Source organism: Wolbachia endosymbiont (group B) of Eupithecia inturbata, assembly GCF_964030915.1.
In the GTDB taxonomy this organism is placed as follows: Bacteria; Pseudomonadota; Alphaproteobacteria; order Rickettsiales; family Anaplasmataceae; genus Wolbachia.
This window is the reverse complement of sequence record NZ_OZ034987.1, coordinates 920,138-935,242: the sequence shown is the minus strand read 5'-3', so window position 1 is coordinate 935,242 and position 15,105 is coordinate 920,138. Positions and strand designations below refer to the sequence as shown.

The window sequence follows — 15,105 nt, the reverse complement described above, 5'->3', positions numbered from 1 at the left end:
TTACTCGAATAGATATTTTATAACGTCTTAATGCTAACTCCACCGACATATAAATTTGCGTGGCTTTTTCCAGTATTAAGCAATGCAAGTCCAATATTGTCGACACTAGAGCGTAGTTCTCCTACTTCTTCATTATGTTCACTGATTACTTTAGTGCCAATATTTGGAAGTGCATTTTTTCCCTCAACAAGGTAAAGTTTCCTTCTGAATTTTTCTTGTCTGCTCATTCGATTTACAACTTCCTGACCTATATAGCACCCTTTATTAAAGCTTATACCATTTATCTTATCGATTAAATATTGCAGCGGAAATGATGAATTTTGCACCATATCTTTTGCTCCATCTGGGACAAGGTTTTTAATTCTAACTTTTTCATACTGAATAAAATCTCCAACCGGTTCTTTTATTTCATCTTCATGTATGATCCTCATTCCTAGCAGCTTGTGCCTTGGATCTTGAAAAATAACTTGTGACTTACTACTACACTTCGCCAACTTAGCATCAAACAAAACTCCAACCTTATATAGTGAACTAATGTCTTTAATCCTCACTCTAAGGTAAGTTTTGAGCAAGTCTAATTTTTCAATTATTTGCTGTAGATGGGCATTTTCACACTCCAAATAAATATATTTATCATGCTCAATGAGGAAAAAATCGTACAGATATTTTCCCTGAGGGTTGAGTAATAAAGAGTAAATTGCCTGCTGGCTACTTAGTTTATTAATATCATTTGTTATAACACCCTGAAGAAAATCTCTCGTATCTGGTCCGTATAAAGATATTAGACTACGGTTTGCTAGCGGTATGTAACCCATAAAACTTCTGTTCAAACCTTAATTATACACTTTTACTAACTCCAACCCTTGAAATGTAACCTTTAGATGACTACATAGAATTGTAGGTTAATCTATTAATGAGGAAACATAAATGTCAAGTGTAAATTTGAATGTATTAGATGATAACGTGCTAATAAAGCCTATTACTGAAGAAAAACAAGGTGGAATTGTACTACCATCAAGTGCTGAAAAGAAGCCTACTAAAGGTGAAGTTATAGCAATTGGTAGTGGTTCACGCAACTCAAGCGGAGAGCGTATAGCTTTAACTGTAAAAACTGGTGATAAGGTTTTCTACAGGCAGTGGGCTGGGACAGAAGTAGAGCATGATAATGAAAAGTATGTCGTGATGAAGGAGTCAGACCTACTTGCTGTTATCAAGTAGGTATTCCTATTTTACTAAACTAATGCGCTATATAGTGCATTATGTATTTTAATATTCTAAATTTTTTATTAATTTAAGGAGTGATAAAAATGGCTAACATAGTAGTATCAGGCGAACAGTTGCAAGAAGCCTTTCGTGAAGTTGCAGCAATGGTTGACTCAACGGTGGGAGCAACTGCAGGGCCTAGGGGAAATACAGTAGGAATTAGCAAGCCATATGGTGGACCAGAGGTCACAAAGGATGGCTATAAGGTAATGAAAGGTATAAAGCCTGAAAAACCATTACACTCTGCGATAGTAAGCACCATTGCTCAAAGTGCTTCTCAGTGTAATGACAAAGTTGGTGATGGTACCACAACATGCTCAATACTGACTAGCAATATGATAATGGAAGCTTCAAAGTCAATTGCAGCTGGAAATGATCGTATTTGTATCAAAAATGGAATACAGAAGGCAAAAGATGTGATATTAAAGGAGATTACATCAATGTCTCGCACAATTTCTTTAGAGAAAATGGATGAAGTTGCACAAGTTGCAATAATTTCTGCAAATGGTGATAAAGATATTGGTAATAGCATTGCTGATGCTGTTAAAAAGGTTGGAAAAGAAGGCGTCATCACTGTTGAAGAGAGTAAGGGTTCAAAAGAATTAGAAGTTGAACTTACAACTGGTATGCAGTTTGACCGTGGTTATCTCTCTCCATACTTTGTTACAAATAATGAAAAGATGAGCGTGGAGCTTGATGATCCATATTTGCTGATTACAGAAAAAAAACTTAATATTATTCAACCTTTACTTCCTATTCTTGAGGCTATTTTTAAGTCTGGTAAACCTTTGTTTATCATTGCAGAAGATGTTGAAGGTGAAGCATTAAGCACTTTAGTGATCAACAAATTACGTGGTCTAAAAGTTGCTGCAGTAAAAGCTCCAGGTTTTGGTGATAGGAGAAAGGAGATGCTCGAAGATATAGCAGCTTTAACAGGTGCTAAGTATGTCATAAAAGATGAGCTTGGAATCAAGATGGAAGATTTGACTCTTGAAGATCTTGGTACTGCTAAAAATGTTAAAATCACTAAAGACAATACCACAATTGTTAGTGAAGACAGCGACTCTGATAAAAAAAACAGAGTAGATGCTAGAGTTAACCAGATTAAATCTCAGATTGAAACTTCAACCTCTGATTATGATAAAGAAAAGCTGAGAGAGCGTTTAGCGAAATTATCAGGCGGCGTTGCTGTGCTCAAAGTTGGTGGAGCAACCGAAGTAGAAGTAAAAGAACGCAGAGATAGAGTTGAAGATGCACTTCACGCAACAAGAGCTGCAATTGAAGAAGGTATAGTTCCCGGTGGTGGAGTTGCACTTCTTTACGCTGCATCTGCTCTTGATAAGCTAAAAGCTTCAAGCGATGAAGAGCAAATAGGTATCAACATTGTCAAAAAAGTTCTCAGTGCTCCAATCAAAAGATTGGTTAAAAATGCTGGTCTTGAATCTGCTGTTATAATTGACTATTTGATTAAGCAGAATGATAAAGAGCTTATATACAACGTTGAGGCTATGAACTACGCTAATGCATCAACAGCTGGTGTAATTGATCCGGCAAAAGTAGTTCGTATTGCTTTTGAAACGGCAGTGTCTGTAGCAAGCGCACTTATTACTACTGAATCTATGATAGTTGATCTACCAAACAAAGAAGAAAATGCTTCATCACCTATGGGTGCAGGAGCAATGGGCGGAATGGGTGGATTCTAAGTAAACAAGAGCCTTGGAGCAACTTGCTCCAAGGTATCTTTCTAGTTCTAAAAAGTCTTACATTTATAAAGGAAATAAATTTGTGACTTTCTATGCAAAGCCACTACTATTTATATTTGTTACGTCTCTTTAATATTATAACTGCTTAAAAATAAAAAAATAATATATGAAAGTTATAATTGCTACTATATTTGTATTAGCATAATATTATATTAACAAATGATTTATATAATATTTTTATTATAATAGATAGAACTTAAATTATTTTCTTCATAAATAGAGTATTTATGAAAATACGTATATACTCAATCCTACTTTTACTTTTTTCTTGCACTCAATTGTGCGCTGAAGAAGAAGTTGCAAAATTTGATCTGCTCAATGGTAAGGTAAATAAAGCAAACCTTACCATTGAAGGCGCAATAAAGGTTACAATAAAACCAGGTTGGCATATATATTACAAAGACCCTGGAGATTTCGGCCTTCCTACTTCCTTTGACTGTCAGGGTAACATATCAAATATAGATATTCATTGGCCTACTCCCAAGGAACATGAAGATAAAGTTGGGGAAGTTACATTTGTTAGTAACATATATGAAGATATGGTGTTATTTCCCTTTAAAAACAATATCATTCCAAATCAGGAATACGCTGATATTAACTTTCATATAAAGTACGCAATATGTAAAGATAGGTGTATCCCTAAAAATGCCGAGATAAAAACCAGTCAACCACTAAAGGATTTTATAGATTCTGATATCAATAAACTCATAAATGAGTGGTATGAAAAATAGAGCTCCCAGCGAGCAAGTGATAGTTATACGATAGCTTAAAAATGTTATTCCTGTCCCTGAATTTTCCAATAAAGATCTTTCCAAAAATTTCGATCATGAAGCCTTTTGGGGACCAAAAGGCTTCATTTCAATCAATAACGAAAATTATAACTTTGAAAGAGCTGCTTGCTTATTAACTCCTGTAGTAATTTGTATGCTTTCCACACTTGTTGGAGGATAAAATCCTTGTATTTAATGCTCTTGTAGCTTAAACTTCTTATTATTACTTCAGAGCCTTCTCGCTTTAAATATGACAATGCTTCATACAAAGGCTTTGCTTCATATTGTCTTCCTACTTTTAGCAGCTAATTGATCCCAAGTAACACCATTGCTTTCAATAAACTCTACAGAACCATTATCGCTAATGCTAATTTTCATTTTACACTCTTTCCCCTCAACATACCAATTTAAATTCATATAATATGAGCCATTAGCTACTTCATAAATTCTTACTCCATTCTCATCAACTCTGCAGCGTATTCCCCTTGTTTCACACTTGCTTTTACTAGGCAGTAATAATGTAATTCCATCTACACCATATTTTCTGCATAGATCACTATTTAAAACATCAACCACATTTATTGATTTTGTAGAATCGCCAAGCATAATTCTGAGTGCAGGCTTAATCTTACCTTTCTTTCTACTTTCTTTAATTCCTATATATTCTAAAGTATTGTCTTTTATACTTTCCTTTACATCTTGTGCGATTTTGTTAGCAATTTTGCCTACAATATTTTTGCTATCGTACTTATTAGCATATTTGTATTCATATCTGCCATTAACTTCATATCTATACTTTTCCTGTCCTTCTTCACTAGGAACCACAGTAGAAAAGTGTTTAAACCACACTTCATCATAATCAATACTAACTTCTTCGTTCTTATCTTCAGAATCTATAGATATTTTGCTACCTGGGCTTACATTTTTAAAGAACTTATCCTTTGCGCGTAAATAAAAATTTTCATTTGTATTTTGATTCAGGTCAGTTTTAATTAGACCTTTAGGATTATCTAACATATACCTCCACACATTAAATTATATAGAGGTATATTAGTGTTGACCTTCTAAGTCAACACTAAACAATAACAAAAACTATAGTTGTTTCTTTTCACCTGCTAAAGATTGTGCTTGTGCTCCATCTACACTTGTTGAAGGTTGCTTCAATATGTGATTTAGATATTCTCGTACTTCATCAGTTCAACACCTTGCCTAAATGAAAAATATTTCCTCTTTCTTGGAGAAATTTGTTATATTCATTGCAGTTACTGACTTTCATTTGCTGTGGCATATTTTTTCTTCAATGGTTAAATGGCTATTCTATAATGAATTTTGTCAGTAACTGCCAGTTCTTTTCTCTTGAGTGATGCAACAAAGCCATCCCAGTGTCAAGCACTGGAATGACACCCATTTCTTTCTAGTGTCCCCTTTCTTGTCATTCAAGTATCCTTTTCTTATCATCCGAGTAGCTAAAACTAGGATCCATTGTTCATTTTCTGGATTCCAGTCTGGAATGACATTGTTTTAACATTGTACCATATTACAATGTTCATACAGTTGTGATTGGTATGACAAGATAAGAGGTGCTAGAATAATGGAACCGAAGTCATACATAGAAAATAGGTTAGGTATTTTTCAACTTTTGCTATATACTCAAGTAAAAATCTCTCTTTTACAGATGGATACAGTAAAGTTTGTTTTATTACTGCCAACAATACTACTCATACTAGTTGCTGGTGTTTACCTATCGGTTAAACTAAAATGGTTGCAGATATTTAGACTACCGTATGCCCTTTCACTTATTGGAGCTAAAAGAGGAGAAAATAAATTTTCTTCTATAGCTGCTCTGTTTACAATCTTAGGGGGAAATTTAGGAGTAGGAAATATTTCAGGAACTGCTGTTGCTCTAAAAACCGGAGGACCGGGATCCATTTTATGGATGGCAATCATTATTGTTGTTACTTCTGTGATAAAATATGTTACTTGTTACCTAAGTATAAAAACCAGAAAAGAAAAAAATGGACGGTTTATAGGTGGACCTGTAGCCTACATGAATGACTCATTTAACTCTAGCAAAGCTACAATTGTGTTTCTAATTGTTATGGTAATAGTTTCAATAACAGTTGGTAATCTTGTTCAGGTAAATTCTCTATCAATACCACTCAGCATGGTAGATGTACCTGTAGTTATTGGCGGCATTGTAATGGCCATAATATTTTTTGTTGTTGCAGCTCTCAGCTTAAAAAAAATTAAAATTTTTATATCGGCTATGATACCGATAATGACGGTGAGTTACCTTACACTTTGCGGTATAATATTATTTAAGTTTAGTGAAAATATCCTTCCTTCTCTAAAATTAATAACAAGCAGTTTTTTTACAACTAGTAGCTTTAACTCTGGTTTATCTTTAGGTTTAATTTTAGAAATGTTGACTATTATTCAAGTTGGAACTTTGCGAGGTATTTTTGCAACAGATATAGGACTTGGCCTCGAAGGAATTGTACACTCCTCGATTACTCCTAAAAAAAATAACAATAAATTTATCATTGAACAGAGTCTAATCACAATAATATCTCCTTTTATAGTTGCACTCATAGTATTCATTACAACAATGGTACTGCTTGTCACAGATTCTTGGATTACTGATTTAGAGAGCACTAACATGTGCATATTTGCTTTTAGAAAAGCTATGAATTGGCCCTATATTGACTATTTTATTATGACCATAATGTTTTGCTTTGCATTTACTACTATTTTTACTTGGTTTTTTTGTTCAAAACAAACAATACGCTATGTATCTATGGATAATAAATACACCAAAATCTGGACTGTAGTTTTTACCTTAATCATTCCATTTGGTGCAATCGGTGGAGTTAAGTTACTCTGGGATATAGCTGATATCTCGATTGCTGCTTTGCTTTTTATTAACATACTTGCTATACTCAAGCTCACTTCTCAAGATCCAGAAGTATTTACTATGAGTAGCAAATACTTGAAGTTGCAAAAACAGAGCTAAAGCAATATTTTAAGTTGTCATCCCAGTCTGGAATCCAGCCTTTCATGAACTTCATCAAAAATGTTATGTTTTAACATAATAATTTTATGCTCACTAACTGAGTGCGACTGGATCCCAGTGTCAGCTACTAGAATGACATACTTTTTGGTGAAAATTACTCTTATATTATAACGTTTGTAGTTATGAATTTGACTATAGGATCAAGTCTAGAAAAATCTAGATTCCAGACTGGAATGACAACTTAAATTGCTTGATGTGAACATAAAATAGCTCATGTCATCACGTTAGCAATACAACTTCTTTAATAAAAACTAAATCAATTCCCGTAATAATTGTACTAGCTAAGGCTAAAAGGCAGAGGGTTATTAGTGAGGGAAAATATGAATACTCAAAGCACACAACAATATCATGAATTCATTCGAGGATTTTTTACTTTATTCGATGAAATAAAAAAGGAAGACGACCCAATTTATAATTCCAGAGTTGGTTTTAATGCAGTAAAGTTTCTAATAAAGCACCCCATCTGGAATTTGGAGATAGATGAAGACAAAAATAAAGCTTATGAAGTTATTCTTCCAGAGCAGAACAAGATAAAGAAAGCCGAACAAAAGCTTGAAAGTGAAGTTAAAGCAAGGTTAAAAGAGTATGTTGATGATATCGCAGGAGTTTCAATATATGGCGATCACGCAAGTATTACACTGGGAGATGACAAAAAAGAGTTTAAAATCAGCGAGTTTTTAAATAGTGACTTTTGTCAGAAGAAAGGAATTTCGGGATTTTCAACGCTGCATAGTGATGGAAAGAGCGGAATGCACGGTTTTGTTGCCGAAGAAGGAGAGAAAAGAATAAGGCATTATGTTGTAACCGATGGTTCATATGAAATGACTTTGAATTGGCATGACAAAAATGGAAAAAAATGTACTATCAAAATCAAGATTGATAAAGATGGTGTAGATCTAACTGAACGTAATGGTGTTACTGAGGAACAATTAAAAGCAAACACAGATGTAAAAATAGGTGGCTTATTCCTATATCAAATACAATTCAAGGAGAAAGGACAAGAACAAGAGAAACAACAATCATCTGAAACTTTCATAGAAAGTGATATTAGTAAAGGTATTGGCGTTCAAGCTACTCAAGATCAAGAAGTTGAGTTTAAGCATGTAACGACTAGCACTACAAATTCTAATAACGCATCTGCTAAAAAGATTCCACCGTCACTTCCACCTAGAGCTAGTTCATTACCTAATAATCAGAAAAAAGATGAGTATCAGCCAATACGGATTAATAGTAGAAATAACTACAATTCTCCATATTCTGATGCTTCTTCAAGCAGTACTATTTTCACCAAGTCTGTAATCTACAATCAAGATAATACACAAGAGGATGAACGGTATGACAATCCTACATTTGCTACATTTGGACATGCTGTACCTGGAAGCCGAAAATCAGATGAAAGTGAGCAAATATCTAATAATCGGCAAAAAGGTGCAATTTTTGATCCTACAACTACTGAAAGCGCTGCACCAGTACAAGACGTTGCATTCAAAAAAGTTAAAGATGCATTTAAGTATGAAAACGCTAAAGAATCACGCAATACTGGAAATAAGCAACCACTAAATGATGTGGTTTCGATTCTTGCATGGAAAGCAAAAAATGAGTTATTACGTAGTGAAAGTGAGTATGATGAAGAATTTTCTGACTTCGAAGATGGTTGGAGCGATAACGAAGATGAGTATATAACGCTTTCAAATCCTCAATCAGATTATAAACAAGAAAAAGATTATCTTAGCACTAAGGAAAACGAAGAAAGAGGAAACAATAAACAAAAAGAAACCGAAGATAAATTACAAGAAAATGAATCTCTAGAATACAGCTCAACAGACATAAAAACAAACGATTCGGGCTATTCATCTCCAACTCACTCTAATCATGAAAAATCTCGAGTAAATTCTGGACAGTTAAAAGCGAGCCTAATGAATGTTGAACAAAGAGATGATACCCTACTTACGGAATTTACCAGTAAGTTGGATAAAGAAACTCAGAAGTTCCCACTAAAACCGGTGGATCAGAAAGAAATGAGCGAACAAATCAAAGAACATTTATTAGCAGCTGGATTGCTAAAAGACAATGCAGCGGAGAAAGAAATAAACGACTCAGGTTACTCATCTCCAACTTACACTAGTAACTATAATTTTCAGGTCAATTCTGAGCAATTAGAGAAGAAATTAGAAACCATTGAACCAAAAGATACATTGGAAAAATTGAATAAAGGATTGAGAGAACCTTCACACCAGGCTACTAAAGATTTATTCTCAGAAAGTATGTTGAAAGAAATAAAAGAAGGTAAAAAATATGACCCTGTACGTAAGTTATTAGAAAGAAAAGTGGCAGAACAAGAAGCAGAACAAGAAAATGATAATACTAATCTGACTATAGACAAAAATAGCGAACTATATAAATTGCTAGAAAAAGATGCAGCACAACTGAAAGCTGGAATAGTAGAAGAGGAAAGAAAAGATACTTTAACAGAACGCAATGATAGTCCTGATCGCAATAGAATTGCATTAGCAAATAGAAATAGAATCTGGGCTAAACTTATTGCTGAAGAAAACAGGGAATGTTCAAAAAAGTGTGTCAAACCGAGAAATAAAAATAAAATAGAAACAAAAAATAGAGGTTTGATATATGAGTTACAAAATAGAAAATGGAACGACTGGCCTGGTAGATTACAAAGAGCTGGAAGCAAATATACTGTCATCAATAAGGGAAGGTAAACCATTGATGGGGAGAGATGGAGCATTAACACCATTTGTAAAAAGGCTGCTGGAAGCAAGTCTAGAAGGTGAAATAGAGCATCATTTATCCAATGAAAGAGAAGAAAAGAATCGAAGAAACGGAAAGAATGGCAAAACTTTGAAGACGAGTATTTGAACTATTGACACCAAGAGATAGAGAGGGAAGTTTCGAACCACAGATAGTGAAAAAAAGGCAAACAAGCTTACATCCAGAACTTGAAACAAAGGTCTTGAACATGTTTGCAAGCGGTGTGGGATACAGGGATATAGCATCCTATGTGGAAGAAATCTATGACCATAAAATATCTGCAGCAGAGATATCTGGAATTACAGATAAATTACTGCCTATAATCAATGAATGGAGGAGTCGTCCCCTACAATCAGTATACCCGATAGTATTTATGGATGGGATGTTTTTTAAGGTCAAAGAGAATGGACATTGCATAAGTAAATGCATGTACAATATATTAGGAATAGACCAAAATGGCAGAAAAGAAGTACTGGGTTTTTACTTAGCAGAAAGTGAGGGAGCTAACTTCTGGCTAGGCGTATTAAATGACTTAAAAGAGAGAGGAGTAGAAGACATTTTGATAGCTTGTGTTGACGGTCTGAAAAGCTTCCCTACAGCTATAAATAGCGTATTTCCCAATGCTGAGGTACAGTTATGCATTGTGCACCAAATAAGAAATTCACTAAAATACGTATCCAGCAAAGATATAAAAGTTTTTATGAATGATTTGAAAAAAATATACCGTGCTACAAGTAGAGAAATCGCCGAAAATTATTTACTTGAACTGGAGGAAAAATGGGGTGAAAAATATCCTTTAGTCATAAAATCGTGGCAAAACAATTGGGAAAATTTGTCTAGTTATTTTAAGTATTCTGGCCCTGTTAGAAGGCTAATTTATACCACCAATCCAATTGAGGGGTTGCACAGACAAATCAGAAAATTTACTAAAACCAAAGGTTCATTTACCAGTACAAATGCCTTGTACAAATTGGTATATTGTGCTATAAAAAAGATAGAGCAAAAATGGGCTATGGCTTTGCCTAATTGGGCTCTAACTATATCTCAACTTGATATCTTTTTTCCTGATAGGTTAAAAATTGAGTTGAACTAAAAATTCGCTTTGACACACTTTTTTGAACATTCCCTCTAAAAATTCATGTAAAGCTTTACCTTCTATAAGCACATCTTCGTTTTGCTCATCTAATTTCAAAATTTCGTCTAGTTCAACATCTTTACCATTAATAGTTGCCTTACCAATCTCAATTTCACTAGGATTTACATTTAAACTAATAAAACAGTTAACAGAATTACCTTTCTCATCTTCTGCACTCCACCTAATTTTCATATCGCATGTTGCATCTTTTGCAAAATAGTAATTTCTTTTTCCATTATCATTCTTCTCAACCGTTGCTATTTTTTTATCGTTACTGTATATTTCTACTATCTTTACCTCATTTTTATTTCTTTCCATCCCTTCAATTTTGTCAGTGAAAAGACGGCTGATTTCTAAGCTACACCCAGGCTTAGAAATATTAATACTAAGATGATCATAATGATTAAGAGAACGTTTTGCATATGCGCATGGCACATAACATCCATCAAAAAAGGCAACTGCACTATCAGTTTTGAGAAATTCCTGTCCGTTACTCATCCCTTCTTCGACTCGAAGAAGATATCTACCCAACCTCTTTTTAAAATTCTTTCTCTTGTCTTCAGGAATAGACTTTTCATTCAATATACTTATTATTTCTTTTTGCTTACTTAATACTACATAATTAAAAAGGAAAATGTTCTTATTCCATCGATAATAATTTGCTATTTTGTCAAATGGATCTGCAGGCCAGCCTTTATTATAATTTACGTTATCCTTATCATCTTTACACAAATTATCCTTAAGGCCAAAATTCAATTTTCTAAAATCTGATAATACTTCTTCTACCCTATCTTCAAAAAATTGAAGTTTATTTTGAAATTCTTTCCCATAATTCATTTTCTCATTTATTTTAAGAAGATATTCACTAAATTTCTTCCTAAAATTTTCTTGATCTTTGTGGGCAAGCCTCTGATCTAATATATCTGTTATGTATTTTCGCTTATTCAATATTACGTAGTTAAAAAGGTCACTTTTTTTCCTCCTTTCATAATCTTCTGCTATTTCGTTAAAACACTCATTACTGTTCTTAAAATCCAATTTTTCGAAGTCTTGGAGCACGTTTTTACATCATCCTCACTAAATTGAAGATTTGTTTGAGGAGACACGTCAGTTCTACTTTGATCATCAAGTTGAGGATTTTTTTTAGTAGATTGGACTAATAAACTTTCTGTGCTGTTAGAGAAAGAATGATTATTTTCTTCAGATTGAGAACTTTTCTTTTTAGACGTATTAGTAAAAAAATTAGTTAGTGAACTAAACATTAAGCACCTCTTAGTATTACTATTTAACTATAACTTAATGTCAAATGTTGTAAAGCTAAAATTAATATGTAAATTCATTTTTTTAAGACAATTATAAGTATCTTCCTTCTATAAAAATTTTATAATCAGCATATGACAAATGTTTAAGATATTGATTTTGTTTGTATTTTTATTACTTTACCAGGCAATATTATTAATGAATTAGTCAGACAAATATCTTGGCCAAACTTTACTCCATCCACAAACTCTCCATTTGTTACTCCAGTTGCAATGAACACTGATTCACTTCTTGCCATGTCTTTCACGGTGTAGATTTTTTCTGGGTCAGTGATATTCAAATTTTTTGCTCTTTCTTTTAATTGATCCGTGTCAAATATTAATCTTCCTTCTATCTGCCCACCGATTGAGCTTAGCGCTGCTGCTGCAAGCACTCCTTCTGGAGCTCCTCCTGTGCCGATATACATATCGTGATTGCCATTTATTAGCGAAACTATGGCTGCAACATCACCATCATCTATTAATTTCACTTTTGCTCCTAGCTTCCTAATTTTTGCTATTAATTCATCATGTCTTTCACGTTTAAGTACAGTTACTATAAGATCACTTGCTTTACATCCTTTTGCCTTGGCTAAATTGTCCAGATTCTTCTCAATCCTATTTTTTAGTGAGACTACACCCTCTGGGAGATTTTTTCCCACTGCTATCTTTTCCATATAAACATCAGGTGCATGTAAAAAATTACCTTTTTTTGTTGCAGCAAGAACAGACATTGCCCCTTGTTTATAATGAGCGCAAATCGTAGTGCCTTCAAGTGGATCAACAGCGATGTCAATCTCAGGGCCACTTCCTGTGCCAACTTTTTCTCCGATATATAGCATCGGTGCTTCGTCCCTCTCCCCTTCCCCAATCACAATTGTACCATTTATTTCCATTGAGTTTAGCACCGTACGCATTGCATCAACTGCAACCTGATCGGCCTTTTTTTCATTACCAAGGCCTGCCAATTTATATGCAGCAAGTGCTGCAGCTTCGGTTACTTTCACTAACTTATAGGCTAAATCTTCTATCATTTGCTCGAGAATCATAAATCAATATATATCATGCCATTTGATACTGCAAGATTACTTGACTGAATAATGAAAAAGTTGATATAATAAGCGTATAGCAATAATAGTAAGATTTGAATATGATCGGTAATTTAACTTATGAAGATGTAAAGAAATTTGTAACTGATAATCCTAATATAGCTGCTCAGGAATTTGGTGAGAAGCTAAAACAAAGTGGGCCAACAGATGCAAAAATTTTTGATTTACTTGCAGATGCCATCTATTCAGAAAGGCACGGTGTTTCAGACGATTCTGCTGTATTTCTAAGAATTGTTGAATTGTTTGCGCAGTTAGATATTAAAGTTAAAAAAAGCAGCGGTGGTAGAACTATGTTGGACATAGCTGTAGCAAATAAACAAGCTGATGTTGTAAGGATACTTTTGAATAGTGGTAAGTTTGAAGAAGAAGAAAAAATTAGTGCTTTAAATAGTGCTATTATTCAAGGCAATGTTCAAGGGTTTGAGCCGTTTTTAGATTACATAGATCATGCGAAAATACTGGAGGCTCTCAACACAGCTACTTGCAATGAGGACACTGACATTATGAAGGTACTCTTGGATAACAAAAGATTTACTGGAGAAGAAAAAGTTCAGGCTCTGAGTCATGCCTCTATAGGTGGTGAACTAACAAAAGTTAGGTTACTTTTAAAGTATATGAAAGGCGTACCAGAAGATGGCATAAGAAATCTTTTAGAAATAATTGAAGAGAAAAAATTATCACTTAGAAAAGAACTTAAAATAGATTCTGAATTTAAAGTCGATTTCAGCAATTCTGATCACAATAAATATCTCTCAAGCTGTGTAATAATTGCACTGCTTAGATCAGCAATAAACAAGAAGCAAAACACACCTGATGGAGCGGAGTCCAATGTCAGTAATACAAGCACTGGTCTCACGCTAAATAATGATGACATTAGGAATCTGTGTCTTGATATAGATAGGGTTACAAAACAGGATAGCACAGTTACTAGTTTTGAAGATTTGCAAAAAAGGTTAAAAAGGAAGGGAATTAATCTTCAGAGCAAATGTGAAAAAAATGCTGTACTAGAATATGCAATTAAAGATCAAAATTTGAACGTTATAAAATTTCTCTTACAAAATGGAATGACCATCATCAATGCAATCGGTCAAGAAGGAAGGTATTACGTTAGCAAAATTGAAGGAGAAAAATCTATATTATGCTTTGTTGTTCATTATACTGATAACAGTAATGCTGAGATTCTAGGCACGCTACTGCGAAATATTAATGCAGAGCAATCAAAGTTAAATCCTGAAGATGAATTGTACAGATTATACCAACAATTAAAAGATGATGCATTCTGCACTGCTTTTGCAGAAAAGAATTCTGTAGCAGCGACAGTGCTAATACAGAACGATCAAGAAACACGCGCATCAGCAGTAAACAAGGATGAAACACCTGTAGTAACAGGGACTGACCAGGTTGTTACTACGCCAAGCGTAGAAGAAAATAGAACAGAACCTAACAAAAATATTAGTAATAAACCTACGGCAACAGCGCCTCCAGTTAGTACTAATGGTAATAATAACAAAAATGAAGCACCTGTATCAACAAGGACTGGCCCAACTGTCACACCAAATAATGATAAGAAAGCTAACGGCTTTGTAGAGGCTCAATTTTCTCCACCACATGAAAAAGAAACTAAATACAAAAAAAAGTAAGGAGAGTTTTTACACCTCATTAAGGAGTGATGTTGTTGGAGTTGTTATTGCAGGATTATTTGTTGCTGCTGCTGTGACGGTTCCATCTTTAGCTGGTGCATTAGTTTGCAGTGTCCTAGCTATTTTAGTTGTAATGGTAACTGGATTACATGTAAAAAATTTTACACTTCCAAGTTACAGCGAAATGAGAGAAAATAAGGTTGAACCTGTAAATTCAAGTTTGAGAAACCATGCAATCTAGCTCCTAGAATCACTTTTCAAACCAATTATAATTTCTTGATTGTTAAA

General features: G+C 34.0%; 11 protein-coding genes and 1 pseudogene. 8 read left to right on the top strand and 4 right to left on the bottom strand.

All coding sequences use genetic code 11. The features are described 5' to 3' along the window. Window positions 1-17: 17 nt before the first annotated feature. Window positions 18-815: a YgfZ/GcvT domain-containing protein gene (locus tag ACQH21_RS04510; protein WP_006012580.1), complete on the bottom strand. Its 798-nt coding sequence runs from the start codon at window positions 813-815 to the stop codon at window positions 18-20. Window positions 816-927: 112 nt separating this feature from the next. Here ACQH21_RS04510 and ACQH21_RS04505 point away from each other — a divergent pair, with 112 nt between their 5' ends. From ACQH21_RS04505 to ACQH21_RS04495, 3 genes are all read left to right on the top strand, one after another. Continuing rightward, on the top strand, window positions 928-1,218 hold the full coding sequence (locus ACQH21_RS04505; protein WP_007302813.1) for a co-chaperone GroES: 291 nt from the start codon (window positions 928-930) through the stop codon (window positions 1,216-1,218). A gap of 89 nt (window positions 1,219-1,307) precedes the next feature. Further along, window positions 1,308-2,966 (top strand): chaperonin GroEL, encoded by a 1,659-nt coding sequence (gene groL / locus ACQH21_RS04500; protein WP_264377856.1) that lies wholly within the window; start codon window positions 1,308-1,310, stop codon window positions 2,964-2,966. Between the two features lie 287 nt (window positions 2,967-3,253). Beyond that, window positions 3,254-3,757, top strand: a complete 504-nt coding sequence (locus ACQH21_RS04495) for a protein-disulfide reductase DsbD domain-containing protein (protein WP_029237594.1) — start codon at window positions 3,254-3,256, stop codon at window positions 3,755-3,757. Between the two features lie 318 nt (window positions 3,758-4,075). Here the strand turns inward: ACQH21_RS04495 and ACQH21_RS04490 are convergent, their stop codons facing one another. Then, the gene (locus ACQH21_RS04490) at window positions 4,076-4,813 is read right to left on the bottom strand and encodes a hypothetical protein (protein ID WP_425383975.1); all 738 of its coding nucleotides are present in this window, start codon (window positions 4,811-4,813) and stop codon (window positions 4,076-4,078) included. Between the two features lie 658 nt (window positions 4,814-5,471). On the opposite strand from ACQH21_RS04490, the gene ACQH21_RS04485 reads away from it, so the two are divergent. The 3 genes and pseudogenes from ACQH21_RS04485 to ACQH21_RS04475 all read left to right on the top strand — a co-directional run bounded on the left by ACQH21_RS04485 (window position 5,472) and on the right by ACQH21_RS04475 (window position 10,728). Then, a complete protein-coding gene (locus ACQH21_RS04485) occupies window positions 5,472-6,809 on the top strand; it encodes an alanine:cation symporter family protein (protein WP_029237595.1) in 1,338 nt (445 codons plus the stop codon). Between the two features lie 380 nt (window positions 6,810-7,189). Then, the gene (locus tag ACQH21_RS04480; RefSeq protein ID WP_425383974.1) at window positions 7,190-9,586 is read left to right on the top strand and encodes a hypothetical protein; all 2,397 of its coding nucleotides are present in this window, start codon (window positions 7,190-7,192) and stop codon (window positions 9,584-9,586) included. Then, window positions 9,498-10,728: pseudogene (locus ACQH21_RS04475) on the top strand (IS256 family transposase). The gene ACQH21_RS04480 and the pseudogene ACQH21_RS04475 overlap by 89 nt, the downstream one beginning before the upstream one ends. On the opposite strand, the gene ACQH21_RS04470 reads toward ACQH21_RS04475, so the two are convergent. Then, window positions 10,708-11,829, bottom strand: a complete 1,122-nt coding sequence (locus tag ACQH21_RS04470) for a hypothetical protein (protein WP_425383973.1) — start codon at window positions 11,827-11,829, stop codon at window positions 10,708-10,710. The pseudogene ACQH21_RS04475 and the gene ACQH21_RS04470 sit on opposite strands and share 21 nt — an antisense overlap. A 346-nt stretch (window positions 11,830-12,175) precedes the next feature. Then, window positions 12,176-13,099 carry a class II fructose-bisphosphatase gene (gene glpX, locus ACQH21_RS04465; RefSeq protein WP_007302771.1) on the bottom strand — a complete coding sequence of 308 codons (924 nt, stop codon included), beginning with the start codon at window positions 13,097-13,099 and terminating at the stop codon, window positions 12,176-12,178. Between the two features lie 119 nt (window positions 13,100-13,218). On the opposite strand from glpX, the gene ACQH21_RS04460 reads away from it, so the two are divergent. Further along, window positions 13,219-14,817, top strand: a complete 1,599-nt coding sequence (locus tag ACQH21_RS04460) for an ankyrin repeat domain-containing protein (RefSeq protein WP_425383972.1) — start codon at window positions 13,219-13,221, stop codon at window positions 14,815-14,817. Beyond that, on the top strand, window positions 14,786-15,058 hold the full coding sequence (locus tag ACQH21_RS04455) for a hypothetical protein (protein WP_425383971.1): 273 nt from the start codon (window positions 14,786-14,788) through the stop codon (window positions 15,056-15,058). The genes ACQH21_RS04460 and ACQH21_RS04455 overlap by 32 nt, the downstream gene beginning before the upstream one ends. Window positions 15,059-15,105: the final 47 nt, after the last annotated feature.